The sequence below is a fragment of the Rhizobium sp. BK313 genome, from assembly GCF_014193655.1.
Taxonomy (GTDB): domain Bacteria; phylum Pseudomonadota; class Alphaproteobacteria; order Rhizobiales; family Rhizobiaceae; genus Rhizobium.
This window is the reverse complement of sequence record NZ_JACHZQ010000008.1, coordinates 30241-57111: the sequence shown is the minus strand read 5'-3', so window position 1 is coordinate 57111 and position 26871 is coordinate 30241. Positions and strand designations below refer to the sequence as shown.

Here is a 26871-nt window from a genome sequence, read left to right as displayed (position 1 = left end):
GTTCTGAAGGAATATTGGAATGGCAAAGCATTCTCCTGTCATTGGCCGCTACGTGACGATCAACGTGGATGGCTACGAATATAAGGTCTTTTATCTGCGCAACGGCAACGGCGTCCCGGTGATGTGTCAGCACACCGCAGGCTGCCACAACCACCAATGGCGTGGGCTTCTCGAAGACGATTCGATCACCAGAAACTACGACATCATCGCCTACGATCTTGCGCGGCACGGAAAGTCCGACCCGCCGCTCAATCGCGAATGGTGGAAAGAAGAGTATACGCTGACTGCCAGCCACTACATGAATTTCATCATTGCCCTGTCCGAGGCACTGGAATTGGATCGACCAATCTTCATGGGTTCCAGTTTCGGGGGCAACGTCGCGCTGCAACTGGCCCTGCATCACCCTGAGAAATTCCGCGCCGTTATTCCAGTCGAGGCGGCCGAACACGCACCAGGCTTTTACCTGGATTGGTGGCGACATCCCCACGCCAATGCGGCTCAGGTCTGCGCCAGCGGCGTCTGGGATTTGATGGCGCCGCAAAGCCCGGACATGGATCGCTGGTTGACGTGGCACTATTACAGCCAGGGTTCCGAGGCCTTCAAGGGCGACCTCTACTTTTATTCGATCGACCACGACCTTCGGGGCAAACTTGAGAACATCGATACGAAACGCTGCCCGGTGATCATGATGACTGGCACGTACGACTATCTTACGCCACCCGAGGCAACGGAAAACACAGCGCGGCAGATTCCCGGCGGCATCTACATCGAGATGGAAGACATCGGGCATTTCCCGATGTCGGAAAACTATCCCCTATTCGCAGTCTACCTGAAAGAAGCGCTTCGCATCATCGATGAGCGCACCTGATCGACGAACAAGGAAACCCGAGGCTGACATATGAAGATCATCGAGTTTGATGAACACGGGCGCCGCGTCGAGACAGATGGAAAATCGGCCTCGTCTTTGAGGAGCAGCTCTGCGCTGGCGCCGCGTCCAACCTTCTCCCCGGCCCCGAAGGAAGCGCCACGTTCTCGGCGAAAGTCTTCGGGGATCGAATTGCATATGTTCCAGACCGGAGTTCTCCGAACGAAGGTCAAGTACATCAAAATGAATCAGGGCGAAGGGGACATGGAAATTCCTGTTCCCTGGTTCCTGATAAAGCACCCGCAAGGAAACGTCGTGATCGACGGCGGAAACGCAATCGAGGCCGCAATCGACAAACACAGCCATTGGGGAAAGGTCGTTGAGACATATGATCCGATCATGGCGGTGTCCGAAAATTGCGTCGATCAGCTCAAAATGGTCGACGTTGCACCGCACGACATTCGCTACGTCCTGCAGTCCCATCTTCACCTGGACCACACCGGCGCAATTGGCCGCTTCCCCCGAGCCCAGCACATCGTTCAAAGAAGCGAATATGACTACGCTCTGAAGCCACACTGGTTTTCGGCCGGAGCCTATATCCGTTCCGACTTCGATCGCCCGGGCTTGAACTGGAAATTCCTTGGCGGCGAGGTCACGGACAATTTCGACCTGTTCGGCGACGGAACGATCCGGACGATCTTCACGCCAGGCCATTCGCCCGGACACCAGTCATTTCTGATCAATCTGCCGAAAAGTGGACCGATCCTGCTGACCATCGATGCCGCCTATACGATGGACCACTGGGAGAACCGCGCGCTGCCCGGACTGGTGGTTTCATCGGCGCAGGCAGCCGACTCCGTTTCCAAGCTTCATCGGATCGCGGCCGCAACGGGTGCGACCGTCTTGACCGGCCACGACCCGCAGGCCTGGGCAGGCATGCGAAAGGCGCCGCACGACTTCTACGACTGACGCATAACCCGCTACCGCAGCTAATCAACTGGAGGAGGTAATATGCTTAGGATAATCGCGTACGCAGCTGCAATTTTAGGTGTGCTCGTCACGAGCACGATGGCGCAGGGACTGGACGAACTCAATCCCGATGTTGTCAAACGCCTCTACAACAAGGAGATGCTCGACCCCGCGCAGCCGATCGGGGTCAGCAAGTGGAGGGATTTCAAGCCGAAGAAGGGGCCCCCCTGGAAGATCGGCTATGCCTCATCCTATGCTGGCAACACGTGGCGCGCCGCGGCAATGAACGAGCTGCAGAACCAAATCGTTCCTGAGTGGAAGAAGCTTGGTCTGATTTCCGATCTGGTTGTCACCCAATCCAATCTCAATGATTCAACCCAGATCCAGCAGATCCGCCAGCTCGTCGATCAGGGCGCGGATGCAATCATATTGTGCTGCTCGAACCCCACAGCGCTCAATGCATCGGTGAAATATGCGGCGGCCAAGGGCGTCCCTGTCTTTTCGATGACCGGCTACCTGACATCCGAGTACGCCATCAATTCCTCGGTCAACTACCAGGTCGGGGGCTACGAGATTGGCAAGGCGATGGTCGACCAGCTCGGCGGAAAGGGCAATGTCCTTGTCGTTGAGGGCATTCCCGGCACGTCGGGTTCGGACAGCCAGAACCGCGGCGTGCTTGCAGGTCTTGCTACCTCGAAGGACATCAAGGTGGTCGGTTCGGTCGCTGGCATGTGGACAGACCAGGTTGCGCAGGGGGAAGTTCAGAAATGGCTTGCCACCAATCCGGGGAAGCTCGACGGTATCGTCGTACAATCCGCAGCTGAAATGGGGGTCTTGCGCGCCGTGCAGCAGGCCGGCCGCGGCGAGATTCCTGTCGCCATCGGCGGCGAACTCGGCGCCCTCTGCTATTGGCGGAAGAACCCCAACTACATCAATACTTCGTATCAGCTGTGGCCGCCGGCGGACGACATGGAATTGATGTGGCATGTGATGATGCGCACGCTGGAGGGGCAGGGGCCGAAGGTCCAGTCGATCCTGGTTGATCCCGTGAAGCTTAGCTTCGACGATCTGAAAAAGGTCATGAACGAAGATTGCTCCGTCGACAGCGCGGAATGGTTGAAGGTCGGTGCGAAAGGTTGGGGCTACGATCCCTCCTACTTGGACCAGTTCTTCCTTCGTCCGGCCGACCCTAGAGCCTACAAGCGGTGAGTTAGCTTGGGCCGCGCAAGCGGCCCAATTCCCCAGACAACATTCGAATTTTGGTCGTCGCTTTACGCGGACGGGATGAGCCATGACGTCTTCCGCCATACAAACCACCGAAATCGCAGCGCGAGACACCATCGTCGTGCGTGGTGTCAAGAAGTACTTCGGACCGACGCGGGCGCTTGACGGTGCGTCCTTCTCCGCGCGGGCCGGAGAAATCCATGCGATCGTCGGCGGAAACGGCTGCGGCAAGAGCACGATGGCAAAGGTAGTATCGGGCGTTCTTCCGATCGACAGCGGAACGGTCTCCATTCTGGGTGAGACCCCTTCGACGCCGGCCGAGAGCCGCGCGCTCGGTATCTCGACGGTCTACCAGGAAGTCCTGGTCGCCGACGAAAGCTCAGTCGTCGACAATATCTTCATGGGCGCCGATCATCTGTTTACGAAAACGCTCTCACAGGAACGCAAGGTCGCGCGCGCCGCCGAGCTGATGGAGGAGCTCGCCGGGGAGCCAATCGATCCACACGCGCTCGTCGGAACCCTTCCCCTTGGGCTGAAGCAGTGGATCACGATCGCCCGAGCCCTGCTGTCGGAACCGAAGATCCTGATCCTGGACGAGAGTTCGGCGGCGCTCGACTTCGATTCGACCGAACGGCTCTTTGCCAAGATGCGAGCGCTCCGGGACCGGGGAACGACGGTCCTGATCGTTACACACCGTATTGCCGAGCTTGTCCGGATATCGGATCGTGCCACCGTCTTTCGTGATGGGCGCGACGTCGGCATTCTTGAAAAGACCGAGATCACGGAGAAGAACCTTCTCGCGTTGATGACCGGGGAAGACCGCAGCGGCCATAGCGCAACGACGGCTCCCGTACCGAAAACAAATGAACGGGCGCTGAAGGCGAGAAGACTCGCCGTCTGGCCGAACGGCACGACGTTCGACTTCGATTTGCGACGGGGCGAAATCGTTGGCGTTGCGGGCCTCGACGGCCAGGGCCAGGATGCCTTCGTCCGCGTTCTTGCAGGTGTGATGGCCGCCTCGAATGGATTGGTCCAGGTGGCCTCCCGCCATGGATCATGGTCTCCCGTCAGGAATCTGCCCGAGGCGGTCAAGGGCAGGATTGCCTACGTCTCCGGCGACCGAAAGCGCGAAGGCATCTTCGCGTCTCTCTCCATCTTCGAAAACATGGTCATGCCGCTCTATCGGGAAAAGAAGCGGGGTGGAATTCTTGGTTTCGTCGACCGCGTCATACTCGGCACAATCTTCAAGCGGGAGGCTGAAAATCTCCTCATCAAGTTTGGCGTCAAAGAAGACAGGATCACCTCGCTGTCGGGCGGCAACCAGCAAAAGGTGCTGATCGGTCGTGGCTTTGCGATGCGACCCGACGTGATCGTTCTGAATGATCCGGCGCGAGGAATCGACGCCGGTGCGAAGACCGAACTTTACAAGCACCTGCGCACCTTTGCCGACGAGGGACGTGCCGTCATCTACCTCTCGTCCGAAATTGAAGAATTCCTTGGATTTGCAACACGGGTCGTCGTGTTCCGGGACGGAGCTCCGTTCGACGCTTTCGACGGTAGAAATCTCGATCCTAAACGAGTTCTCGAGGCTATGTTCGGCCAAACGAACGGTGTGGGGCTTACCGGCCCGTTTGGCCTTTCGCCCCATCGCGCACCAGGGCAGAAACAGACCGTGGCAGCCGGTGACAATGTTCGCGTCACGGTCGAGGTTCCGCCGGAGATCAAGGCGGCGCTGAGGATCGGCGACACGCTTCCGCAACGCGGCGGGACACCAACGGAGCGCCTCGTTCCGTTCCCTGTCTCCGAAAACAAAGTCGCCTCGAAGTCAATCCGGATCGTCGAATTCGACGATCGGGGCGCCCAACGTCAAGGCAGCCGGACATGAGCGTTTCGCCCATCAATACCCCTTCCACGGCAAAGCAAGTGGTGGCCGAGGCACAGGGCGGGCGCTCCAATCCGTTCCTGTTGATGCCGATCACTCTTTTCTTCGCGCTTCTGTCGATTGCGGTGCTCAGGGCGCCGAGCCTGATGAGCGTCTCGGGCATCGGCGCAGCAATTATTGTCGTGACGCCCCTGATCCTTGCGACCTATACCTTGATGGCATCAACGATCGCGGGACGCGGCACCATCGATCTCTCCGTCGGTCCGCTGATCGGCTTTATCAACGTCACGATGATTCAGCTGCACGCGGCGGGGCTCCTGGAAAATCCCATCCCAGTATTCCTCTATTGCATGGGGGTGGGAGCGGCTTACCAGCTGATTTTCTCGCTGATCGTCATCTACGTCCGGGTTCAGCCGATCATCGTTTCGCTGTCCGGCTATCTTGCCTTGTCCGGTATCAACCTGGTCATTCTCCCGCGGCCCGGGGGAACATCCCCTGCTTTCATGGAGGAATGGGGGTTCGGAATCACGATATTTTCGCCCGTCCTCGTCATTCTGCTGCTCGCCACCGCCGCCTGGCTTCTCTTCACCGCCACGGCTTTTTACACCCATCTTCGTCTCATGGGATCTGACGAGCGCGCCGCCTACACGTCAGGCGTGCCGATCACCATCGTTCGGATCGGCGCGCATTTGATTTCGGGGTGCTTTGCCGGCCTCGCGTCGATCTGCTTCACCGCGCTCATTTCGTCTGGCGATCCCTCCCAAGGCACGACCTATACCCTGATCGCGGTCACGGCCCTCGTGCTTGGCGGCGCATCGCTCGGCGGCGGCAGAGGCGGTGTTTTCGGCTCGGCTCTGGGGGCGTTGAACCTCTACCTGATCACCTATGTACTTTCGTCGTTCAACTTTGGTTCGGTCCAGAGTTTCGTGACAAACCTCGCTTACGGCGTCATCCTGGTGGTCTCGTTGCTGCTGACGCTGCTCATACCCGTGATCCAGCGCTACATCCGCAACTTTTCGCCGCTTCTTTATTTTGTAGCGCTCTCTGTTGTCGTTCTCGGCATCATTCTTCACGCGACGTTCGACTATGGTTCTCTCGGCGCGACAGGTGCCTATGTCGGCGGTCCCTTCTCCGTGCAGGCCGCACTGACCGCACCGCTTGAGACTGCTTCGCTTTCCGCTGAAACCGAAGCGTTGCGCGTCGCCGCTGCTCCGCTCGTCTTCGCATCGATCATTCTGATCATCGTCGCCGCCTTCCTTCGCCTTGCGATTGGCCAGGCAAGCCGGCGGACGGTCGGGCCCGCCGTGGCGGTCGTCGTCGCCGCCCTCGCACTAGCCGGAGCCTACGTTATCACCCAAGGCGCTAGCGCGACCCAGACTGAGGTGACAAAATAATGGAACATTTGCCGCAACTCAGCCTGCCTGCCCGTATTCTCGGCCTCGTCGTTGGCATCATTCTGACGATCATCGGCATCGGCTTCGGCTTCGCCCAGGCGATATCCGTCCAGATCATCATCCTCTCGGCGATCGCCACGCTCGTGCTCTTCTATTGGGCATGGCGCTATCTTATCGGCCAATTCCTCGATGGCGCGACCGTGCCATCGACGGATGGGCCAGGGCCGCTTCGCCAGGCCTGGATAAAGTACCGTTGGCCGCTTTTCGGCCTGGGTGTCATCCTGCTCGCGTTCTTATTGCTGTCTCTGACGGTTCAAGCATTCTTCAACATCTGGAACGTGATCTCTCTGATCATCCTACTGGTGATCCTCGTTCTCACCAGGACGTTAGGGCGTCAGTTCCAGCAGAACCGCTCGGCTTTCATTGGCATCATGGTGCTGGCAGGCCTGTTTTCGGTCGGCTCGATGAACATCGATGGCTTCTCGTCAGGCAACAACATCAAGTCGATGCTGCTCTTTGCCTCGTTTCTGGGCATCGCCTCGGTGGGACAGACGCTCGTTGCGCTTCTGGGTGGCCTCGATCTGTCGATCCCGTTTATCATCGGCGCAGCCAATGTCGGTCTTCTCTATTTGATCGGCCTTGGCGTTCCGCCCTGGCTTGCCGTCATCATTGTCCTGACGACCGGGACTTTGCTCGGCGTGATCAACGGCCTTTTGAGCTATCGGCTTCAGGGGCAGGCGCTCATCGTCACTCTTGGAACCGGCTTTGCCATCTCGGGTGGCGTCCAGATCATCACCTCCATCGGGTCGGCATATTCGGGCAACGTGTTCGGCACCGTTCCGGCCTGGTTATCGAACTTTTCCGCCATGAATGGATCAACCTTCGGCCTCCCGTTCCCACCGGTCATTGCGATCTGGGCACTTATTGCACTCCTTATGATCATCGGTCTGCGGACCACGGTCCATGGCCGCTATCTATATGCGCTCGGTGTCAATCGTACCTCCGCCAGTCGCATCATGATCTCCGAGATGCGATTTTGGATCATCGTCTACGCCCTGTCCGGCTTCTTCGCCGCGCTCACCGGCGGACTTCTCCTCGGCTGGTCGGGCGGAGGCTTCATCGGCGTCGGCGACCAGTATCTGTTCCTCACTCTGGCTGCGGTGGTCGTCGGGGGGACCTCGCTGCTTGGCGGCGCAGGCGGCTACGGCTTTACGGTCATCGGCGTGCTCGTCCTGCAGGTGCTTTCAAGTTTCCTTGTCGGCATCGGCCTCGATTTCAAATGGCAACAGTTCATCTTCGGCCTGCTCATTCTGCCGATGGTAGCGCTCTACGCCCGTTCCCCACACATCCGCACGCAGATTTGAGGAGGTTTGAATGAATCACACGTATTTCCGGGAAGGGAGACACTAAATGGCCGTCTACCAGACAACCGACCTGACTGCGGCCAGCTATTCTGTTGCCCTGTTCGGTCTGGCCGCGACCACGGTCCTGCTCCTGCTGGGGACTAGCTGGGTGGGTCGCAATTGGCGCCTTCCGGTATCGCTCTGCGCAATCGCCGCGCTCGTCGGCATTCCGGCGGCATTCGAAGCGAGAAACGCCTGGCTTGCCGGCGGCGGCGTCCCGGTCGTCTACCACTATGTCGGATGGGCCGTCTCGATGCCGGTTCAGGTCATGGCGCTCTTTTTCCTGGCCAAGACGGCAGGCAAGCTCGGTGCCGGCCTCTTCTGGCGACTGATCGTCGTTGCTGAACTGATGGTTTTCGTCAGATATCTGGGCGAGGCGCAGTTCATGCATCCAACCCTTGCTTTCCTGATCGGGCTTGTCTTCTGGCTCTACATTCTTGGCGAGCTCTATTTCGGACGCATGGACGATGTGGTTCGTGCGTCCACGGGTGACTATCTGCGCCGCGGTTACTTCTGGCTGCGGTTAATCGTCACCATCGGCTGGGCGATCTATCCGCTTGGCAATTTCCTCACGGCCTTCGCGGGAATGACCGACGATGGCAGCCTGTCGGTGGCCTACAACGTCGCTGACATTCTCAATCGCATGGCCTTCGGCATTGCCATTCTCGCGACCGGCGTCCTCGCTTCAGAGGAGACCAACAATGCCTGAAGTCTATCGCTCGCCCGCAACCCCTGCTCATTCTGAAGGAAAACGTCCATGAAGGGTGCAGATGTCATTGCCATCATTATCCTGGCTGCGATCGTCATCGCAGTCGCCGCCTATCTTCTGCACTGGCTGTATCGCCGTTCCACCAAGGACGTGAGCTTTGTGCGAACCGGCTTCGGCGGTGAGAAGGTCGTCATGGGAGGAGGGGCTCTCGTGCTGCCGATCCTCCATGACTTGACGGAAGTTAATATGAATACGCTGCGGCTCGAGGTTACTCGCGCCCGTGAGAAGTCGCTGATCACCAAGGACCGCATGCGCGTCGAGCTGACCGTCGAATTCTACGTTCGCGTTTCGCCTGCGATCGACGCGGTGGCGACGGCTGCCCGCAGCCTGGGGAACCGCACGATGAATGCGGAACAGCTCAAGGATCTGATCCAGGGCCGCTTCGTCGACGCAATGGGTGGCGCTGCCGCAAAAATGACCTTGGAGCAGATCCACGAAAACCGTCAGGCCTTTGTCAGGGAAGTGAAGCAGGAGGTGACGGAGAGCCTGGCACTCGACGGTCTTGAGCTGGAAAGCGTCTCGCTCACCTCCCTCGACCAGACAGACATCAAGCTTTTCAATGCTTCGAATACGTTCGATGCGGAAGGTCTGACCTGGCTTACCGAGCAGATTGAATCCCGCAAGAAGAAGCGCAACGACATCGAAAAGGACACCGAAGTGGCCATTCGCGCCAAAAACCTCGAGGCCGAGAAGAAGAGCCTCGAGATCCAGCGCGATAGCGAATATGCGCGCCTTGCCCATGAGGCAGAGGTTTCGATCGAGCGCGCCACGAAGAAATCCGTGATTGCGGCGGAGAACGCCACGAGAGAAAGAGAGATTGAAGCGGTTAAGCTGCGCGAGCGTGAAGCTGTCGAACGTGCCCGCATCGACATGGAGCGCCAGGTGGAAATGCTCGAAATCAAGCGTCGCGAAGTGACGCAGATCGAAGAGCAGGCACGCGAGATCGCTGTGTCGATCAAGTCCAAGGAACGCTCCGAGGCCCAGGCCCAGGCCGAGGCTGCTCGCGCCACCGTGGTGGAGGCCCAGGAGCGCGTTCAGACGATCCGCGATACCGAAATCGCTAATCGCCAAAAGGCCATCGAGCTCATCGACGCGCAACGCGCGGCGGAGTCGGAGGCGGCGAAGGTACGTATCCTGGCCGAAGCCGAAAAGGCAGCCGCCCAGGACCGTGCCGACGCCGATCGTATCGCAGTAGCAGCCCTTGAAGAGCGCCTGCGTGTCGAAGCAGACGGCAAGGAGAAGCTCAATGCGGCCGAGAACCTTCGTTCCGATGCGGCTCGCCGCTCTGCGCTGCATAGGTCGCTTGTCGAGAACCTGCCGGCGATCATCCGCGAAAGCGTCAAGCCGATGGAGAAGATCGAAGGCATCAAGATCATCCATGTCGAGGGGCTTCCTGGTCTGTCGGGCGCCACTGGCACAAACGGCGTCGCCATGGCTGCCGATGGCCTTCCTCCACGCGAGGGCAATCTCGCCGAGCAAGTGGTGAGTTCCGCTCTGCGTTACCGGACGCAGGCTCCGTTCGTCGATACGCTGCTCGGAGAGATCGGTTTGAGCGGAGATACGGTCCATCGTGCGCACACGCTCAACGATCTCTCGAAGATCGTCTACACCGAGCCTTCCGCACCGGAACCGCGAGCGGCCGGCAAAGGCCGGACGAACTAAGCGAAAGGGACCGGGTCTGCCCGGTCCTTCCTTCCCCCGTCGTAACACAGGAAGTGAAAAATGATGTCGCCGGTTCCCATCGTTGAACGTTCCATCCTGGTCTTTGCGATTTGGGCGGTGCTAGGATTTCTTGGTCTAGGCATCTTCCTGGAAGGCCTGAAGCAGGCATCGTGGCTCCTCTCTTCTGTGGGAGTCCTGGTCATCGTGCTGGCGTTCATTGCCCATATCATCGTCAATGGGGTCTTCAATACCGGCTTCTCTCCGGGAGAAACCGTGCTTGGTATCGGAGCTTATGGGCTGTTGGGCCTGGTCTTCGTTGCTAGTGCGGCCGGCGGTTTCCTGACGATGACAGATTATTATTCGGGCCTTACCCTATTCGGGGTTCTGGCCGCGGGCTTCCTGGCCTATCTGCTCACACGACACGGGCTGCGGGGTGCTTTTTCGCGCTTCCACATCAAGCCAATGACCGAAAGGAGCTGAGCTGATGATGTGGTTGCCGCTTTATCTGCTGTTTTATGCCGCTGCCACACTGTACTGGGCACGCATAGCCGCGCGCGCCAACGGAGACTATCAGACATACTTCTCCGCCAGCCATTCCTTGCCCTCCTGGATATCGGCGCTTGTGCTTGCCGGCGCCAGCATTTCAGGCTGGGCCCTTCTGGTTGGTGCTGAAGAGATCGGTCGGAACGGCTTCGGGCTTGCTGCCATCTTGCAGGCCGGGATCGCGCTTGCGCTGCCGGGTGTCTTCTTTTTCAAGCGGCTGTGGCTGCTCGGCCAACGGCTTCGATTGTCATCGATGAGCGAGCTGTTGCGCGCTTATTGGGGTTCGGAATTTCTCGTCGCCTTTTCTGTTGTTGTGTCGGTTTTGTTCGCTGTCGCCTTTGCCGGCCTGCAAATGGCCGCGCTTGCCCGGTTCGTCGTCTTCTTGAGTGACCAGACCGTATCGATGCCGGCGGCAACCGCCGTTCTCTGCTTCATCCTCTTCGGCTACGTTGCTATCGGGGGAATGCGGGCGGTCGGTTATCTTGGAGCCGTCCAGACCGTTCTGGCAGGTGCCGCGATCGTCGGCTTCGCCGGCTTCGCCATCCTGCAGTTGGGTGGCTTCGGTGCCCTGAACGCCGGTCTCTTGAAGCTCGCGGCCGACCCGGCTGCAGCAGGCAAGTTCCTTGTCTCCGGAGTGGTTCAGTTCACGGCGGGAGCGGGGCGGGAGGCTGCCGCGATGCATGAAGGAACGGCCCTTGCGAGTTTAGGAGTGGCATTCGCGCTCATGGGCCTGCAAGCGAGTCCGATGGCGATCAAGGTCGTTCTCTCGACCAGCACCCCCAGGGCGATAGCAACAGGCCAGACCTGGGTCATGGCTGGGGCGTTCGGGGCGATGATCGCGCTCTGTATCGGTTGCCTGGGTGCCGCGGCGCTGATCGATCCCTCCAAAAATCTCGCCGGCCTGCTCGGTGAACTCTCCCCGTGGTTCTCCGCCTGGCTTTTCATCGGACTGCTTGCCGGGGTTCAACTCATGGCCGGTCTCGCGCTTCTTTCGGCAGGAGAGGCACTGGTTCGCACTCTCTACAAGCCATGGTTCCACAGCAGCTTGTCGAGGCGTGACACGGTAACCGTCACGCGGGTAATCATCGGGTTGCTGGTGCTTTCCTCGGGCCTGATGCAGATCCTGACGCCTGTCACGCTATCGATGTTGGCTTCACTGGCGCTGCCGCTCGCGTTTCAGATGTGGACGCCGCTTCTCGGGATGACCTGGCTGCGATGGATCACGCGTCCGGCCGTTGTTACGGGCGTCGGCTTCGGTATTGCCGGCGTCTTGATGACCGAGCCGTTCGGTATCGCGCTCCTGTCTGGATTCGGCCTCGACTTGCCATGGGGACGAGCTCCGTGGACGATCAATTCTGCAGCTTGGGGAATGGCTGCCAACCTGACCGTGACGATGTTAATTTCGGCATTCACCCAGCGGCGGGCCTTTGGAGAAGAAGCGCAGGAGGCACGTCGGTTCCTATATGGGATACTGCGTTCGACGTCGCGTGTCCGCTCCTTGCGCTCAACCGCGTGGTCGGTCTCCTTGGCCTGGCTGTTTTTCGCCATCGGACCGGGCCTCATCTTCGGCAACTATGCCTTCATCAAACCTGACGGCGGGTGGGCGCTTGGCATGCCTTCCCTCTGGGGCTGGGAGCTCATCTCCTGGGTCGCGGGTCTCGGCCTCGTCTGGTTCCTCTCCTACAAGATGGAAATGGCAAGCCCGCATGGTGAGACGATACCTCCCTATCAGCCGCCGCCGAGGCTTCGACCGGACCGGCGGCCACTCGAGCGCGAGCGTCTTCGCGCGCTGTTCGTCACCATAGCGATCAGTTTTGCCGTCGTGGTGCTGATAGTCCTGAGTTTCGGTCACTAGGCAGGCACGCTTCCGCCTGTGAATTCCGCGCGACGAGGATCGCCAATGGGCATTTGACATGACGCATTGAAGGAGAACGCCATGGATCCCTTTATCTTCAACACCACCGCCCAGATCATCTTCCGACCCGGAGCGGCTGCCGATCTTGGCCCGCTGGTCGGCGGCAGGGTCGGCGCCAACGTCGTTCTGGTGACCGATCCGGGGCTACGCAAATTAGCGCTCTGCGATCCGGCCCTCGCTTCGTTGAGATCGTCGGGCATCTCGGTCGCGATCTTCGACGAGGTTGAACCCGATCCATCGCTTGCGACGGTGATGTCGGCCGTCAAGGTCGGGCGGCAAAAGGCCATCACGGGCGTTATCGGATTTGGTGGTGGCTCGTCGCTCGATGTCGCGAAACTTGTCGCGCTGCTTTGCGGATCCGGCGAGGACATCGGGAACGCATGGGGCGTCGGGAATGCAAAAGGCCCGAGATTGCCCCTTGTGCTTGTCCCGACGACTGCTGGGACCGGTTCCGAAGTGACTCCGGTCTCGATCGTCACCGTCGACGGCGAGGAAAAGCGCGGTGTCTCCTCTTCCATCCTGCTCCCGGATATCGCGGTCCTCGACGCAGAGCTGACCTTGGGCCTGCCTCCGCACATCACTGCGGCGACGGGCATCGATGCGATGGTGCATGCCATAGAGGCTTATGCGTCGAAAAACGCAAACAACAACCCTCTGTCAAAAGTGCTTGCGAAGAGTGCCTTGCGGCTTCTCGGAGCGAACATCCGGCGCGCAGTTGAAGCGGGGCACGACCGCGATGCCCGGGGGGCTATGCTGCTCGGCTCGATGCTTGCCGGGCAGGCCTTTGCGAACTCGCCGGTCGCAGCCGTTCATGCGCTCGCCTATCCGATCGGAGGAACCTTCCATGTTCCCCATGGCCTGTCCAACGCTCTGGTTCTGCCGCATGTGCTCCGCTTCAACGCGCCAGTCGCGGCCGGGACCTACGCCGATATCGCTGCGGACGCGTTTCCGGACCTTGCTTTCGTTGATGACGAAGAAGAGCGCTGCGCGGCCTTCATCGATCATCTGGAAACGCTGTCGGCAAGGCTCGGTCTCAAACAGCGCCTGCGCGAGGTCGGGGTCCGGCCGGAAGATGTCGCCGGGCTCGCACGCGATGCGATGAAACAGACACGCCTCCTGGTGAACAATCCGCGCGACATGAACGAAAGGGAGGCATTGGCGATCTATCAGGCGGCCTTTTGAAATTGATCCTATGTTAGGCCTGCTCTCCATGCCGGCCATTCATATCCGATCGACCGCCGCTCGCTGACCTTTGACTTATCACAACGAGGGAAATCAACATGGCAGTTCCTGCATTGAAGGATCAATCGCTCCTGCGCTCAGAGTGCTATATCGGTGGCGAGTGGCAACGTGCGGACGATCAGGGCGTCATCGACGTTCATAATCCGGCTGACGACTCGCTCATCACGTCGGTTCCCAACATGGGAAGGGCGGAGACCAATCGGGCGATCGATGCTGCGGAAAAGGCACTTTCCGGCTGGAGGGCTTTAGCTGGCAAGGAGCGCGCAGCCATCTTACGCCGATGGTTTGAGCTTCTAATGCAAAATCAGGAGGATCTCGCGATCATCATGACCGCCGAACAGGGCAAGCCCCTGAACGAGGCCATGGGCGAGATCGCGTATGCCGCCTCCTATATCGAGTGGTTCGGAGAAGAAGCCAAGCGTATCTACGGCGATACGATTCCCGCCCCGAGTTCTGACAAACGCATTGTGATCTTGAAACAGCCGATCGGCGTTTGTGCTGCGATTACCCCGTGGAATTTTCCCGCGGCAATGATCACGAGGAAGGCCGGGCCGGCACTGGCGGCAGGCTGCACCATGGTCATCAAGCCTGCGAGTGAGACACCGCTGTCGGCACTTGCCCTATGTGTTCTTGCGGAGCGAGCCGGCGTGCCGAAGGGTGTGATTTCATGCGTGACGGGTTCGGCCAGGGAGATCGGGCTCGAGCTGACCACAAATCCGATCGTCAGGAAGCTGAGCTTTACCGGATCGACCGCGGTCGGCAAAATCCTGATTGCCCAGTGTGCCACGACCGTGAAGCGAACTTCGATGGAGCTCGGAGGAAATGCGCCCTTCATCGTCTTCGACGACGCCGATATTGATGCGGCCATAAAGGGCGCGTTGGCGTCGAAATATCGCAACGCCGGCCAAACATGTGTCTGCGCCAACCGCCTACTCGTTCAATCCGGAATTCACGATGCATTTGCTGAGCGATTGGCGAAGGCTGTCTCAGGTTTTTCCGTTGGAAACGGCTTTTCTCCCGGCGTGCAAATCGGGCCACTTATTGACCACAAGGCGGTCAATAAAGTCGATGCCCTAGTGTCCGATGCGGTTGCGCGGGGAGCTCGGACGATCACTGGTGGACGCCGACATGCGCTTGGCGGCACATTCTACGAGCCGACGGTGATCGTCGGCGTGCCACCGGAAGCGGACATCTTTGGCGAGGAAATTTTCGGGCCTGTCGCCCCGATTTTCCGATTCGACACCGAAGAGGAAGCCGTCCGTTTGGCGAACGATACCAGGTTTGGCTTGGCCGCCTATTTCTATGGACGTGATATTTCAAGGGTTTGGCGCGTCGCAGAGGCCCTCGAGTACGGCATTGTCGGTATCAATGAGGGGCTTATCTCGACCGAGGTCGCTCCTTTTGGCGGTCTGAAGGAAAGTGGAAACGGTCGAGAAGGGTCGAAGTACGGTATCGAAGACTATCTGGAGGTCAAGTACCTCTGCATGGGGATATGAACCGGCGTATTCACTCGAAACATGCGTTGAGTCGCCGGTCCGAAGTGGTCGGCGCGTGGATTCGTTATGTGCATGCGCTCCGCGTGTTGCGGCTATCACCCCGACGCTGCCACGGCGCGATCAATGATCGCGGCCACAGGTTCGGGTATTGCAAGGTGCAAGATACCCCCAGGCCGTCTTGGTCACGCAAGGCCGTCAATATCTTACCTCGACGACAGGCCCCTATCGCATACTGCGCCTGCGGCCCATCACCGTTTAGCTGGGGATCACTCCCCTTGCGGCTTCTGCGGCTTGGCACTTAAATGGGGTCTTCCTCAATTTGTGTGGAAATCGGCAATTTTGATGGGCATCATCCGCGCTCTGAGAAGCTCAGGGCCTGCCCTGCCATACATCGCGCGTTTAATCGTTTCCAGGCGATTGATCTGGCCCGCCGCCTGACCATTGCTCCAGGGCCGGTCGATGGCTTTGCAGATGGCGTCGATATCTCGGCGAAGAACGCGGGCAAAAACGGGCTAACGATGCGAGCCGGAATTAATGGCATCATCGATCCATTCTTCGAGTTTCCTGGAAGCTCGGCCACGGAATATACCGCGAAACATGGTAAAGCTACGCAAAACAGCTAACGCTTTTGATCCCTGCTTGAGGGCATCAACTTTACGCGCCTGATTTATGGTCAACTCACCGCGCGGCTTTATGCAACGGGCAGCGGCGATAACCGGTGAGATCAAATGGCCAGTTTGCGGATCACGCACACGCGCATTGTCATCGACCTGTTCAGCGAGAACGATCGGGGTGGGTACCGCATTATCCCTATCTTTTCTTGGCGTCTCGGCGCGGCGCCAGGCTACAAGCAGTCGCTGAAGATTCGAAAAACTACCGGTGTATCCGCGGTGCCTGATATCGTGGAGAAGATGCCGTCCGCAGCGATTGCCATCTTTCGAAAATGGGTAAGAAGCGCTTCGAAGTGTAGAGGAGATGTCGGCTGCAGCGTAGCCCTGCGTCGATCGGGTGACGCGTCGAAAGTCAGCCATTTCGCGATGCTGCGTCGGCTATCTCAGAGCACGACAGGCCTTCCTTGTTCAAGGCGTGGACCAAGGCGGACTAGATTAGCATTCTTTAGCGTGCAATTTCATCAAGACGCAATCTTTCCATGTGGGATAGCAAGATGAATTGTTGAAGGACTTGCCATGATGATGATCGGATCGACTGCATGGCACCCAAAACCGGGCTCGACGATCAACCCCGGCTATCGGCGATGTCCTTGTCTTGACGAAGCACCGGCCGCAATGGTCAGGACGAACTCGTCAAGTTCGCGCTCCAGGCGTTCCGCCGGCAAACCCACGAAGCGTGCCTCCAAGCTGATGCTGATCACACCGTGTACGGCACCGAACAAAGTGCGTGCACGAATAGCCCTGTCGCCGGCAGACAGATCAGGTTGTAGTTCAGCAAGAGGTTCGGCAATCACGCTCATCAGGAACAGGTGCTCTTCGAGATGCCACTCGGGCGTCAGACTGCCGTCTGGGGGATAATGCTCGAAGAGCGCCTTCCATAGATTCCGGTTGGCAACAGCGAATCTGAGATATCCTCGCGCCAGATTTCGCAGCCGCTCGGTTGGCGTGCGGTCCTTGACTTCGGAAAGAGCCAGCGATTCCTCCAGAGCTTTAAGCGTTGAAGAGTTCACATGAATGACGAGTTCGCTGAGGTCAGCAAAGATCGTGTAAAGCCCCCCGAGCGCACAGCCGGCATCCTGCGTGATGTCGCGCGCCCGCAAGTTTGCCAGCCCGTGGTCGGCTATCCGGTTGCGTGCCGCATCGATCAGTCGTGCCTTCAAGTCCTCGCGTTTTTCTTCTCTACGACCGGCCATTAACCATTCCATCTCGATTCATGAACAGCGTTCAAAAAAATTCTTGAACGACGTTCATTGTTGTGTCAGAAATCAGTTCGTGAACAACGTTCATAAACCGGAGACGCAAAATGTTCAACCTGATACTCACACTGCTGCGGGGCAGGGCGCACGAAGCCGAGCAGGCCTTCGCCGAACGCCACGCGATGCCATTGCTTAGTCAACAGATCCGCGATGCAGCTCATGCGATCCAATCCGCCCGCCAAGCGGTGGCAGTGGCAATTGCACAGAATGAGCAAGAGAAGAGGCAACACGCCGCGATCCTTTCCAGAATCGCTGATCTGGAGACACGCACGCTCGCCGCACTGGAAAATGGCAAGGAGGGCCTTGCTCGTGAGGCGGCGGACGCAATTGCTTATCTCGAAGCCGAGCGGGACGCGTCGGAACAGGCTCAAGCCCAATTCACGACGGCGATTGCCAAGCTGAGAGGAATCGTCCGCGCTGCCGAAGCGCGATTGCAGGCACTCCAGCGCGGCGAGCGGTTGGCCCGCGCTACGGAAGAAGCCCAAAAGCTCGACGTGGCCGCTCCCGGCTTCGGTTTTGCCACGCTTGACGACGCTGAGGAGACGCTTGCACGCCTCCGCGCTCGCCAAAGCCAGAATGAGACGATTGCTTCCGCGCTCAAGGAGATGGAGAGCACACCTCGCTCGGCCGGGATCATCGAGAAGCTCGCCAATGCTGGCTGCGGCGCACCGTTGCGCTCATCCGCCGATGATGTTCTCGCCCGCCTCCGCGCTCGCATGAATAACGCCGCCTGAACCGCATTTCATCCAACGAAGGAACCACGACAATGAACGACAGCTTCCTGAAGCACTCCTCCAGCTGGGTCAGCTTTTCCTACATCTCCTTCGGGACGGCCGCTTTCATGCTGACAGCCGGCCTTTACATGATGCCGCTCGACCTGTGGGGCAAAGGCTATCTCGCCATGGGCATATTGATGCTGGTGCAGACGACGGTGAACATCACCAAGACACTGCGCGACAACGCCGAGTCCGACAAATTGATCCGCAAGATCGAGGACGCAAAGACCGAAAAGCTCCTCGTTAATTTCAATCGCGGCAATGAAAGTTAAGACTTCTTAACCACACCACTGAGTTGTTCGCCTCTTTACAACTTTTGCGTAACAACTCTGTGGCTTTTCTCTTCTGATCTCAAAACGGGGAACCGCCATGCAAGGCAATCTGATGACATCGAGGAAGTTTGCGCCATTGTTTTGGACGCAGTTTCTCTCGGCCTTCAATGATAATTTCCTGAAGCAGACCCTCGTCTTCCTGATCCTCGCTGAGATGGCTGCAAAGGGGGCTTCGCTCGTCACGCTCGCCGGCGGAATTTTTATCGTTCCCTTCTTGTTGCTCTCCGCGGTTGGCGGCGAGCTTGCCGACAAATACGACAAAGCGCGCATGGCTGAGATCCTCAAGCGCGCTGAGATCGCGGTCGCAGCGATCTCCGTCATGGGCATCGCTTTATCTTCGATCTGGGTGCTGATGCTGGCGCTGCTGGGCTTCGGCATTATCTCGTCGCTCTTCGGCCCAATCAAATACGGCATTCTTCCCGACCATCTCGAACGCAAGGACTTACCGAAGGCCAACGCCTGGATCGAGGGTGGCACCTTCATCGCCATTCTCACCGGTACGATCGTTGCAGCGCTCGCCTTCACGAAGGGCGACAATGCGTGGGTATTCGGACCGATGATGATGGGGCTTTCGGTGCTTTGCTGGTTCTGCGCTCGTATGATCCCACCGACGGGTTCAAAAGCGTCCGATCTGGTCATTGACAGAAATGTCATTCGGTCGAGTGTAACCCTCGTCAATGAACTGCGGGAGGATAAGCGGATCTGGCGCTCAGCGCTGATGAATTGCTGGTTTTGGTTCGTTGGCGCCTTTGTGATGTCGATGCTTCCGATCATCGTTACGGAAATCCTCGGCGGTTCGGAAATCATTGTCCCTGCCTATCTTGCAACCTTCGCCATCTCGATTGCGGTCGGTTCGGCTATTGCCGGCTGGATGTCGGCGGGCCGTATCGTGCTGTTGCCGGCGCCTGTCGGTACGGTCATTGTTGCGCTCTTCGGCATTGACCTCGCCTGGAACCTCTGGGGCTTGCAGTCGACCTACCACGCGGAAACGCTCCTATCCTTTTTTGCCGGCGCAAAAACCATCCGTGTCGCGATCGATCTTGCAGGCATGGCAATCGGAGGAGCATTCTTGGCGGTTCCAACCTTTGCCGCGATGCAGACCTGGGCTGATGAAGCCCGGCGTGCTCGTGTGATTGGTGCGGCAAACGTTCTGTCGGCGCTGTTCATCGCGACCGGTCTTGCGCTTGTAGGAGGTCTCCAGGCCATTGGCGTCTCCGCTCCGGCGATCATTCTCGGCCTTTCCGTGATCAACATTGGCGTCGCTTGGCTAATGCTGAAGACGATGCCGACCAATCCATTCCGGGATTTCATCTCCATATTGTTCCGCGCTTTCATGCGTCTCGAGGTCGAAGGATTGGAGAACATCAAGAAGGCGGGCAGAGCACCGATCATCGCGCTTAATCATGTAAGCTTTCTGGATGGCGCTCTTGCGCTTGCGATCACCGAAGAAGAGCCGGTCTTTGCGGTCGACTACAAGATTGCCCAGGCCTGGTGGGTTCGCCCTTTCCTCAAGATGTGCAAATTCCTGCCGCTTGATCCGACAAAACCCATGGCGACACGCTCGCTGATCAAGATCGTCAATGAGGGCAATGCGATCGGCATCTTCCCGGAAGGCCGTTTGACGGTCACGGGTACGTTGATGAAGGTTTACGATGGCGCGGCCATGGTTGCCGACAAGACAGGATCGATGATTGTTCCCGTGCGCATCGGCGGACTCGAGAGGAGTTATTTCTCCCGTCTTTCCGGTGGCCAGGTGCGCCGGCGTCTATTTCCCAAAGTCAAAGTGACCATCCTCGAACCGGTCAAGCTCGCAGTCCCTACAGACCTCAAAGGCCGCAAACGCCGTATCGCAGCAGGTGCAGCACTTTATCAGGTAATGTCCATGCTGATGTTCCGCACGACAAACACCAGCCTCACAGTGCTTGAACGCATCATCGAGACGGCTTCCAAAAGCGGCGGTCGCAAACTTGCAGTCGAGGATCCAATAAGCGGGCAGTTGTCCTATGCGAAGCTGCTGACCGGCGCTGCCGTGCTTGGTGCCAAGTTCAAACACCTTTTTCCCAACGAAAAGACACTGGGCGTCATGCTGCCGAACGCCAATGGCACCGCCGCGACCCTTCTTGGCGTCATGTCGGCGGGCAAGGTCCCAGCCATGCTGAATTTTACCGCTGGCGCTGCCAATATTCTGTCAGCCTGCAAGGCGGCGCAGGTGAAGCATGTTCTCAGCTCACGCGCCTTCGTGGAACAGGGCAAGCTTGGCCCTATCATCGCTGAGCTCGAAACAACTGTTAACATCGTCTGGCTCGATGAACTACGCAAGACGGTCACGACCTTCGAGAAGGTTCGCGGTCTGCTCCACAAGTATCGGCCCGTGGTCAGGCGTTCGGCAGACGACACAGCGGTGATCCTGTTCACTTCGGGGTCAGAGGGGGCACCGAAGGGCGTCGTTTTGACCCACCGAAACATTCTCTCCAATGCCGCACAGGCAGCCTCGCGCATCGATTTTCATTCCGGCGACAAGGTGTTCAATATTCTGCCGGTCTTCCATTCCTTCGGTTTGACCGCGGGCACCGTCCTGCCGTTGGTCGCGGGCGTGCCGGTGTATTTCTATCCGTCGCCGTTGCACTATCGCATCGTCCCGGAGCTGATCTACACCTCCAACGCGACCATCATTTTCGGCACCGATACGTTCCTGAACGGCTATGCCCGGACGGCGCATCCCTATGACTTCCGATCGATCCGTTACATCTTCTCAGGCGCCGAGCCCGTGAAGCCCTCGACGCGTGAAACATACATGGAAAAGTTCGGCCTTCGAATCCTCGAGGGTTATGGCGTCACCGAGACTGCACCTGTCATCTCGCTTAATACGCCGATGTTCAATCGGTCTGGCACCGTCGGCAAGATCATGCCGGGTATGGAGTGGAGGCTCGAACCGGTGCCCGGTATCGACGAAGGTGGCCGTCTCTTTATCCGTGGCGCCAATGTGATGGCTGGCTATCTCCGTGCCGAGAATCCAGGCGTTGTCGAACCCCTCGTGGACGGCTGGCATGACACAGGCGACATCGTCACCATCGATGATGATGGGTTCGTTCGGATCCGCGGCCGCGCCAAGCGTTTCGCCAAGATCGGTGGCGAGATGGTTTCGCTTGCGGCCGTCGAGGCGCTGGCCGGCCAGATCTGGCCCGGCGCCCTGTCCGTGGTCTCCTCGCTACCCGATGCGAAGAAGGGCGAGCGGCTTATCCTTCTGACGGATGCACCGAATGCCACGCGAGCCGAATTCCTCGCCTTTGCGAAATCCAAGGGTGCAATGGATATGATGGTTCCTGCAGAGGTGAGGATCGGAGTCGTCCCGGTGCTCGGGTCTGGAAAAGTGGATTTCGTCGCGGCAATCAAGATTGCTCGAAATTCAGAACCTTCCCTGGATGCTGCTTGAAATCAACGCAGAGCACCGAGAAATCACGAACGGTGAGGCTGTGGCGCTCATCCTTCGTGCCAAGGTATGAAGCACCTGCTGGTCCAGTGGTAAGTCTGCTCCCGGTGGAGTCGCCTTAGGCGACGCCACCGGGAGCAGACTTAGAAGCTTACAGCAGTTCGTCGTGTCCGCCACCGATATCTGAACGCTCACTTATTTCGCCAGACGGGTCGGTTTTCTATTACACGTTATATTATGATGCGGGTTTGTAATCGATATCTTTGGGAAGCACTCTTGAAGCCCAAAGAAAATTGGCTGCAAAAAGCAGCGCCGTAATCACGAAAACCCACCGAATACCAATAAGCGCCGCCACGGAACCACCGGTAAATGGTCCCAGAAAACTTCCGAAAAATGCTGCGGATGCCGTAATGCCATAGGCAAGGCCGCGCTGTTCGTAAGGAACGAGCTGACCAACCAAAGCGTTTGCCGTTGGTAAAATTCCCCCGACGAATATCCCAACCAAAAAGCGCAGTGCAACAAATTGCCAATACTCGGATACTACGCTCTGCGGCAAGCTCGAGATTGCTGCCCCAAGTAGGCAAATCAGCAATACGCGCCGATAGCCAAGCTGATCGCTACGCTTTCCCAGAAAAGGGGACGCGATAACATCTGCAATTCCCGTGACTGAGAAGGCAAATCCCGCAAGCGTGGCGATTCCGGTTCTGGTTGAAATCAGTTCCTGAATGAATGGCGTGATGATGGGTTGCACGGACCGCACGCCAAATTGGGCAAGTAACAGCACGAGGAAGATCGGCAATAGACCCCGAATTTTGGCCAGACTGGATATAGCGCGGAAAATGGTCTGCTCCTTATCCTTTGGCGGTTGTTTAGGGCTGTCGCTAACTGCAAAATACGTCATCAGAACCGCCGTGGCGGCTATTGTCGAGGTCAAAAAAAAGGTCAGACGATAATCGCCTGTCAAATCCGCCAATGCACCGCCAAATAGAGGTCCGGTCAAGGTGCCTACGAGTTGCCCAGTTGACAGCCAACCGAGAGCATAACCCAATTTGCGTTCCGGGGTTTGTGTTGCGACAAGAGCGATCGCGGAAGCGGAAAACCCGCTAAATGCGCCCATTAATGTCCTTAGACCCACGAGCTGCCAAAGATGATGGCTCAAGCCCATCAATGCAGTAAAGATGCAGATGGCGAGGCTGGAACGCAACACCATCATTTTTCGCCCATATTTGTCGGCAATCAAACCCCATATTGGCGAAACCAGGGCTGCGATGAGGAAATTAAGCGAGTTCAAAACACCGGACCAAAAATTAATTGCGCCGGGACTTGTTACCCCTAGCTCAGGGAGAAAGAGCGGTAGAATTGGACTGACCACCGAAAGCGCGACGCTCATTGTAAACTGTATGCCAACCATGAGCCAAAGAGTTCGAATCCAGTTTTCCTGATAGGTATCAACCAACATTTTCAGCTCGATAAACTGCAATTTTGCTAAAGGAGATTGGAGACGCGATGAGAACTCACCGCATCCTCACTCTTTCGGTAAGAACCTAGGCTCACCTTTAGGCGGCTGACGTGCGGAGCAGCCCTGCCAGCCCGTCGAGATGAGCAATCACCTCGGCAACATGCATCACGTCGACATACTTGTGATGGAGATCGAACAGGTTGACTTTATGGCTGAGTTCCACTCGGTCAAAGCAGCATTCTTCGACGATCGACACATGAAAGCCATTTGAGTAAGCGTCGACGGCGCTCGCTCTGACGCAACCAGAAGTGCTTTCCCCACATATGATCAGGCTTTGAATGCCCAGAAGATTCAAGTGAGAGAGAAACGGTGTTCCTTGAAATATGCTGGCGCGCTGCTTGTAGATGACAACATCCTCGGGCAAGGGGGCAAATTCGCTGTAAATGCCATGATCGTCCGGATTTGCTGGCTTGAGCCGGCGACGTTTAGTCGAAACCGCGCCTTCTGGACGATTGTTCGGGCGTACATCTTGTGTGCAGTAGAAGACCGGCAAGCCAGCAGCACGAGCCGCAGAGAATAATTTCTTGGTCGGTTCGATAGCGTTGTGAGCATAGATGCCGCAGCTGTTCGGATATTCCTGATCAAGATCATAAGGTGCTTTGGGACCGCCACGATATACGACGTTGTAAAGATCGATGGCGACCAAGGCGGCCTTTTGACCGACAAAGGTTTGGCGGGCATATGGCCTGTACAGCTGCATGTCCGCTTCGGGTATGACATCTTTCCAGCAATGATCTTCAAATGCTTCCATCGACGCCATGGTAATCTCCTTTTGCTTAGCGAAATTTTTGGCCGAGAAAGCCAGCCATCAGTTTTACCGCTGCCTCAGCCGGCTCGATGAAATCACAAGCAAAGGGCATGCCATTTAGAAATAATAGTAAAATTTCAATGACTTAAGTAATATCGCGGAAGCAGACGAATTGTCGTCTACGGCATCTGCGCCGATGGAGGGTATGATCGCCGGATATAAAGTTTGATTACACGATCGGTTGCCTGCCATTCAAGCAATGCTTTCTCGACGGCCGACCTATTTAGTCGTTATAAAACAGGATATTAGCACCATCATTAGCGTGGCTAATATAACTTCCCACCCTGTTCTAAACGCGGTGGCATTGCAAATAGACAATTCAATCAGGAATTCGCGGCAGAATATCCGCAGGGAAGATGGGAGCCAGTCGCAGCGATACCTCACGGCGAAGTCGATGGCGGCAATTGAAAGCCAAACGCATTGGCAGGTCACCATATTTGCCCGGTAGTGCCACGAGGCGAATTTCCCGTCGCGGAACGGGAGGGGGCAGTGGCCTCAGTTCTATTTCGATAGCGTCGAAGTTGGGGTCAAAAAGCGTGAATGGCGAAGTAATTGCCCATCCGCCTGTACCTTTCACAGTATCGATCACAGATGTTGTCTGATCAATTTCAATCGTCCGATGACAGGTTAACCTATGTTTGTCGAGATATTGATCCGTCAGACGTCCGATCTTGCGCTGATGGGCAAAGCGGATCAGAGGTAAAGTGCTGGCGAGTTTTTCCAGATCGACGTTTTCACCTTCGGGGATCGTCCCTTTTGTGACAAGCAGGACAAGGGGCTCGTTGACGACCGAGTGAACCTCGAACTCATCCTCATCGAAGTTTTGGGCTGTAATGACGAGATCGAGTTTGCCACTCAAGAGATCTTCGCGGTGGCGATATGTGACCGAGGCGTTGACCTGAATCTGTTCAGCGAGCGGCTCCAGCGTTTCAACGACCGGCCCTACGAGAGTTCGACCCAGGGTATCAAGGATCCCGATCGACAAATTGTGAAACCGCAATCGATTGAAATTGCGCATTGCTCGTTCGCAATCACGTAACTCCTCGATGACGCGCCGCGCATGATAGCGCAGATTCAATCCGGCGGGTAAAAGCCGAAGCCGGCGATTCTCTCTAGCAATCAATTCGAGTTTCAGGAGCGCCTCAAGCCGGCTGATTTGTTGGGACACAGCGCCCTGTGTTATCCCGAGACGTCGGGCCGCGACGGTCATGCTCTCCGCATCCGCAACGGCCAGAAACACTTCCAGAAGACGTGAGTCCAGACCGCTAGCCGTCATTCTTTTTCAGATTGTCCGCAAATGACATTCATTTGCTTACCTTATCAATCTATTTTGCCATGTCATCAGCGGGTTGCAGATTATCGCGATGTTTCCCTCAAACCTTTGCTGAGGAACCAGTGCGCAAGCCCTATGAGCTCTGCGTCCCTATTGGCCTTTCCGATCAATTGCAGTCCCAAGGGCAATCCGCCGTCGGACAGGACGGGAAGCGAAATGGCAGGAACCCCCAACACGGAGGCCGGAATATTGAAATCGGCATCGCCTGTGCTTTCAAGGCCCAACGGCGCAGCTCCGGTTGCAGCCAAGGTGATCACCGCGTCGAACTCCTTGGTGAGTTCGGCGTAGGTCTCGCGGATTGCGTTGCGCCGCTCTAGGGCTGCGACATAATCCTTCTGTTTCAGATCCTTACCGTCGCAAAACCGCTGCCGGGCGGTGGCGCTCACTTTGGTCTCATCTGTCTTGATATAGCCGCCGAGCGGCCAGCGCCCTTCGAAGGACAAGATCGTGGAGGAGAGGGTGCGGATGCCAGTAATCATCTGCTCAAAATCTTCGAGCATCACCTCGTGATCGCGGCCTACAAATTCAACCTCGGCGACGCCCTTGAGGAACTGGTCGAAGGCGGCTGCCGCGCCGACCGTGCGTTTCGACCATCCGTCTGTCTCAAGAACGAGCACGCGCTTTGCCGCAATCGCAGATGGAAGAGTTTCAGGTCCGATGAGACCGACATAGCCCGGATCGCCGCCGACGCGATTTACGATGGCTTTGGCCGTCAGCCAAAGATCATCCAGGGATGCGCCGATGACGCCAACGCAACTATGGCTGAGATAATCATATGAGCCGCCGCGATTGATCGCACCGACACTCGGCTTAAAGCCAATACAGCCGCAATAGCTGGAAGGTCGTAAGGTCGAGCCGACAACCTGGCTGCCAAGAGCAACAGGTATGAAGCCCGCGCCTACCGCCGCCGTCGAGCCGCTGCTCGATCCACCGGGTGTCCGGCGCGGGTCATGCGGGTTCACCGTCTTGCCAAGCGGTGTCGATGCTGCAAATTCTGTCGTGACAGTCTTTCCAAGAATGATGGCGCCCGCCTCGCGTAATGCTTGGACGGTTGCGGAGTCGCGTTTGCTTTCATGCCCGTCCCAAAGTGGCGAACCTTGCCCCGTCGGCATGTCATAGGTTTCGATAATATCCTTGATGCCTATCGGCATGCCGTCTATCGGCGATAACTCTTGTCCCGATCGCCAACGTGTTTCCGATGCCTTCGCCTCGATCCTCGCCGTCTCGCAATCGTAAACCGTAAAAGCGCGAACTTTCGCCTCGTGCTTCTCCATTCGGGCCAAACCCATTTCAAGGAAATTAAGCGGGGAATCCTTTCCGCTTCTAAAATCGGGACCATGCGAGGCGTACGATTGATCCCGCGGGACGGTTTTCATTGGCGC

General features: G+C 57.6%; 20 protein-coding genes and 1 pseudogene. 15 read left to right on the top strand and 6 right to left on the bottom strand.

Annotated elements, in window-relative coordinates; translation table 11 throughout:
- The first annotated feature begins 19 nt into the window (after window positions 1-19).
- The 12 genes from FHT86_RS30675 (at window position 20) to FHT86_RS30620 (ending at window position 15364) form a co-directional block, all read left to right on the top strand.
- Window positions 20-868, top strand: coding sequence for an alpha/beta fold hydrolase (locus tag FHT86_RS30675; protein ID WP_183868970.1), 849 nt, complete (start codon window positions 20-22; stop codon window positions 866-868).
- A 195-nt stretch (window positions 869-1063) separates the two neighbouring features.
- On the top strand, window positions 1064-1834 hold the full coding sequence (gene attM, locus FHT86_RS30670; RefSeq protein WP_133710949.1) for an N-acyl homoserine lactonase AttM: 771 nt from the start codon (window positions 1064-1066) through the stop codon (window positions 1832-1834).
- Window positions 1835-1876: 42 nt separating this feature from the next.
- The gene (locus tag FHT86_RS30665) at window positions 1877-3043 is read left to right on the top strand and encodes an ABC transporter substrate-binding protein (protein ID WP_133710950.1); all 1167 of its coding nucleotides are present in this window, start codon (window positions 1877-1879) and stop codon (window positions 3041-3043) included.
- An 82-nt stretch (window positions 3044-3125) separates the two neighbouring features.
- Entirely contained in the window at window positions 3126-4943 is a 1818-nt protein-coding gene (locus FHT86_RS30660) for a sugar ABC transporter ATP-binding protein (RefSeq protein WP_210298098.1), read from the top strand.
- Complete coding sequence (locus FHT86_RS30655) at window positions 4940-6334, top strand: ABC transporter permease (protein WP_133710951.1); 1395 nt, start codon at window positions 4940-4942, stop codon at window positions 6332-6334. The genes FHT86_RS30660 and FHT86_RS30655 overlap by 4 nt, the downstream gene beginning before the upstream one ends.
- Entirely contained in the window at window positions 6334-7698 is a 1365-nt protein-coding gene (locus FHT86_RS30650; protein WP_133710952.1) for an ABC transporter permease, read from the top strand. Before FHT86_RS30655 ends, FHT86_RS30650 begins: the two co-directional genes overlap by 1 nt.
- 46 nt (window positions 7699-7744) lie before the next feature.
- Window positions 7745-8446 carry a bacteriorhodopsin gene (locus FHT86_RS30645; protein ID WP_133710953.1) on the top strand — a complete coding sequence of 234 codons (702 nt, stop codon included), beginning with the start codon at window positions 7745-7747 and terminating at the stop codon, window positions 8444-8446.
- Window positions 8447-8494: 48 nt separating this feature from the next.
- On the top strand, window positions 8495-10168 hold the full coding sequence (locus FHT86_RS30640) for a flotillin family protein (protein ID WP_133710954.1): 1674 nt from the start codon (window positions 8495-8497) through the stop codon (window positions 10166-10168).
- 60 nt (window positions 10169-10228) lie between these two features.
- A complete protein-coding gene (locus tag FHT86_RS30635; protein ID WP_133710955.1) occupies window positions 10229-10648 on the top strand; it encodes a hypothetical protein in 420 nt (139 codons plus the stop codon).
- A 4-nt stretch (window positions 10649-10652) separates the two neighbouring features.
- The gene (locus tag FHT86_RS30630) at window positions 10653-12566 is read left to right on the top strand and encodes a sodium:solute symporter family transporter (RefSeq protein WP_133710956.1); all 1914 of its coding nucleotides are present in this window, start codon (window positions 10653-10655) and stop codon (window positions 12564-12566) included.
- Window positions 12567-12647: 81 nt separating this feature from the next.
- Entirely contained in the window at window positions 12648-13808 is a 1161-nt protein-coding gene (locus FHT86_RS30625) for an iron-containing alcohol dehydrogenase (RefSeq protein WP_133710957.1), read from the top strand.
- Between the two features lie 98 nt (window positions 13809-13906).
- Window positions 13907-15364: an NAD-dependent succinate-semialdehyde dehydrogenase gene (locus FHT86_RS30620; protein ID WP_133710958.1), complete on the top strand. Its 1458-nt coding sequence runs from the start codon at window positions 13907-13909 to the stop codon at window positions 15362-15364.
- Between the two features lie 314 nt (window positions 15365-15678).
- On the opposite strand, the pseudogene FHT86_RS38255 reads toward FHT86_RS30620, so the two are convergent.
- Together FHT86_RS38255 and FHT86_RS30610 are read right to left on the bottom strand one after the other, a co-directional pair.
- Window positions 15679-16459 (bottom strand): annotated as a pseudogene (locus FHT86_RS38255) (transposase); the annotation flags it as partial.
- Between the two features lie 151 nt (window positions 16460-16610).
- Window positions 16611-17228, bottom strand: a complete 618-nt coding sequence (locus FHT86_RS30610; protein ID WP_133710960.1) for a TetR/AcrR family transcriptional regulator — start codon at window positions 17226-17228, stop codon at window positions 16611-16613.
- 110 nt (window positions 17229-17338) lie between these two features.
- Between FHT86_RS30610 and FHT86_RS30605 the strand changes: the two genes are divergently transcribed.
- The 3 genes from FHT86_RS30605 to FHT86_RS30595 all read left to right on the top strand — a co-directional run bounded on the left by FHT86_RS30605 (window position 17339) and on the right by FHT86_RS30595 (window position 21832).
- Window positions 17339-18025, top strand: a complete 687-nt coding sequence (locus FHT86_RS30605; RefSeq protein WP_133710961.1) for a PspA/IM30 family protein — start codon at window positions 17339-17341, stop codon at window positions 18023-18025.
- 32 nt (window positions 18026-18057) lie between these two features.
- Entirely contained in the window at window positions 18058-18339 is a 282-nt protein-coding gene (locus FHT86_RS30600; protein ID WP_133710962.1) for a YiaA/YiaB family inner membrane protein, read from the top strand.
- Window positions 18340-18436: 97 nt separating this feature from the next.
- Window positions 18437-21832 carry an acyl-[ACP]--phospholipid O-acyltransferase gene (locus FHT86_RS30595; RefSeq protein WP_133710963.1) on the top strand — a complete coding sequence of 1132 codons (3396 nt, stop codon included), beginning with the start codon at window positions 18437-18439 and terminating at the stop codon, window positions 21830-21832.
- A 232-nt stretch (window positions 21833-22064) separates the two neighbouring features.
- Here FHT86_RS30595 and FHT86_RS30590 read toward each other — a convergent pair whose 3' ends face one another.
- The 4 genes from FHT86_RS30590 to FHT86_RS30575 form a co-directional block, all read right to left on the bottom strand.
- A complete protein-coding gene (locus FHT86_RS30590) occupies window positions 22065-23288 on the bottom strand; it encodes an MFS transporter (RefSeq protein WP_133710964.1) in 1224 nt (407 codons plus the stop codon).
- Window positions 23289-23385: 97 nt separating this feature from the next.
- Window positions 23386-24108 (bottom strand): cysteine hydrolase family protein, encoded by a 723-nt coding sequence (locus tag FHT86_RS30585; protein ID WP_133710965.1) that lies wholly within the window; start codon window positions 24106-24108, stop codon window positions 23386-23388.
- A gap of 367 nt (window positions 24109-24475) precedes the next feature.
- Window positions 24476-25432, bottom strand: a complete 957-nt coding sequence (locus FHT86_RS30580) for a LysR family transcriptional regulator (RefSeq protein ID WP_133710966.1) — start codon at window positions 25430-25432, stop codon at window positions 24476-24478.
- 80 nt (window positions 25433-25512) lie between these two features.
- The gene (locus FHT86_RS30575) at window positions 25513-26763 is read right to left on the bottom strand and encodes an amidase (RefSeq protein WP_166656987.1); all 1251 of its coding nucleotides are present in this window, start codon (window positions 26761-26763) and stop codon (window positions 25513-25515) included.
- Between the last annotated feature and the right edge of the window lie 108 nt (window positions 26764-26871).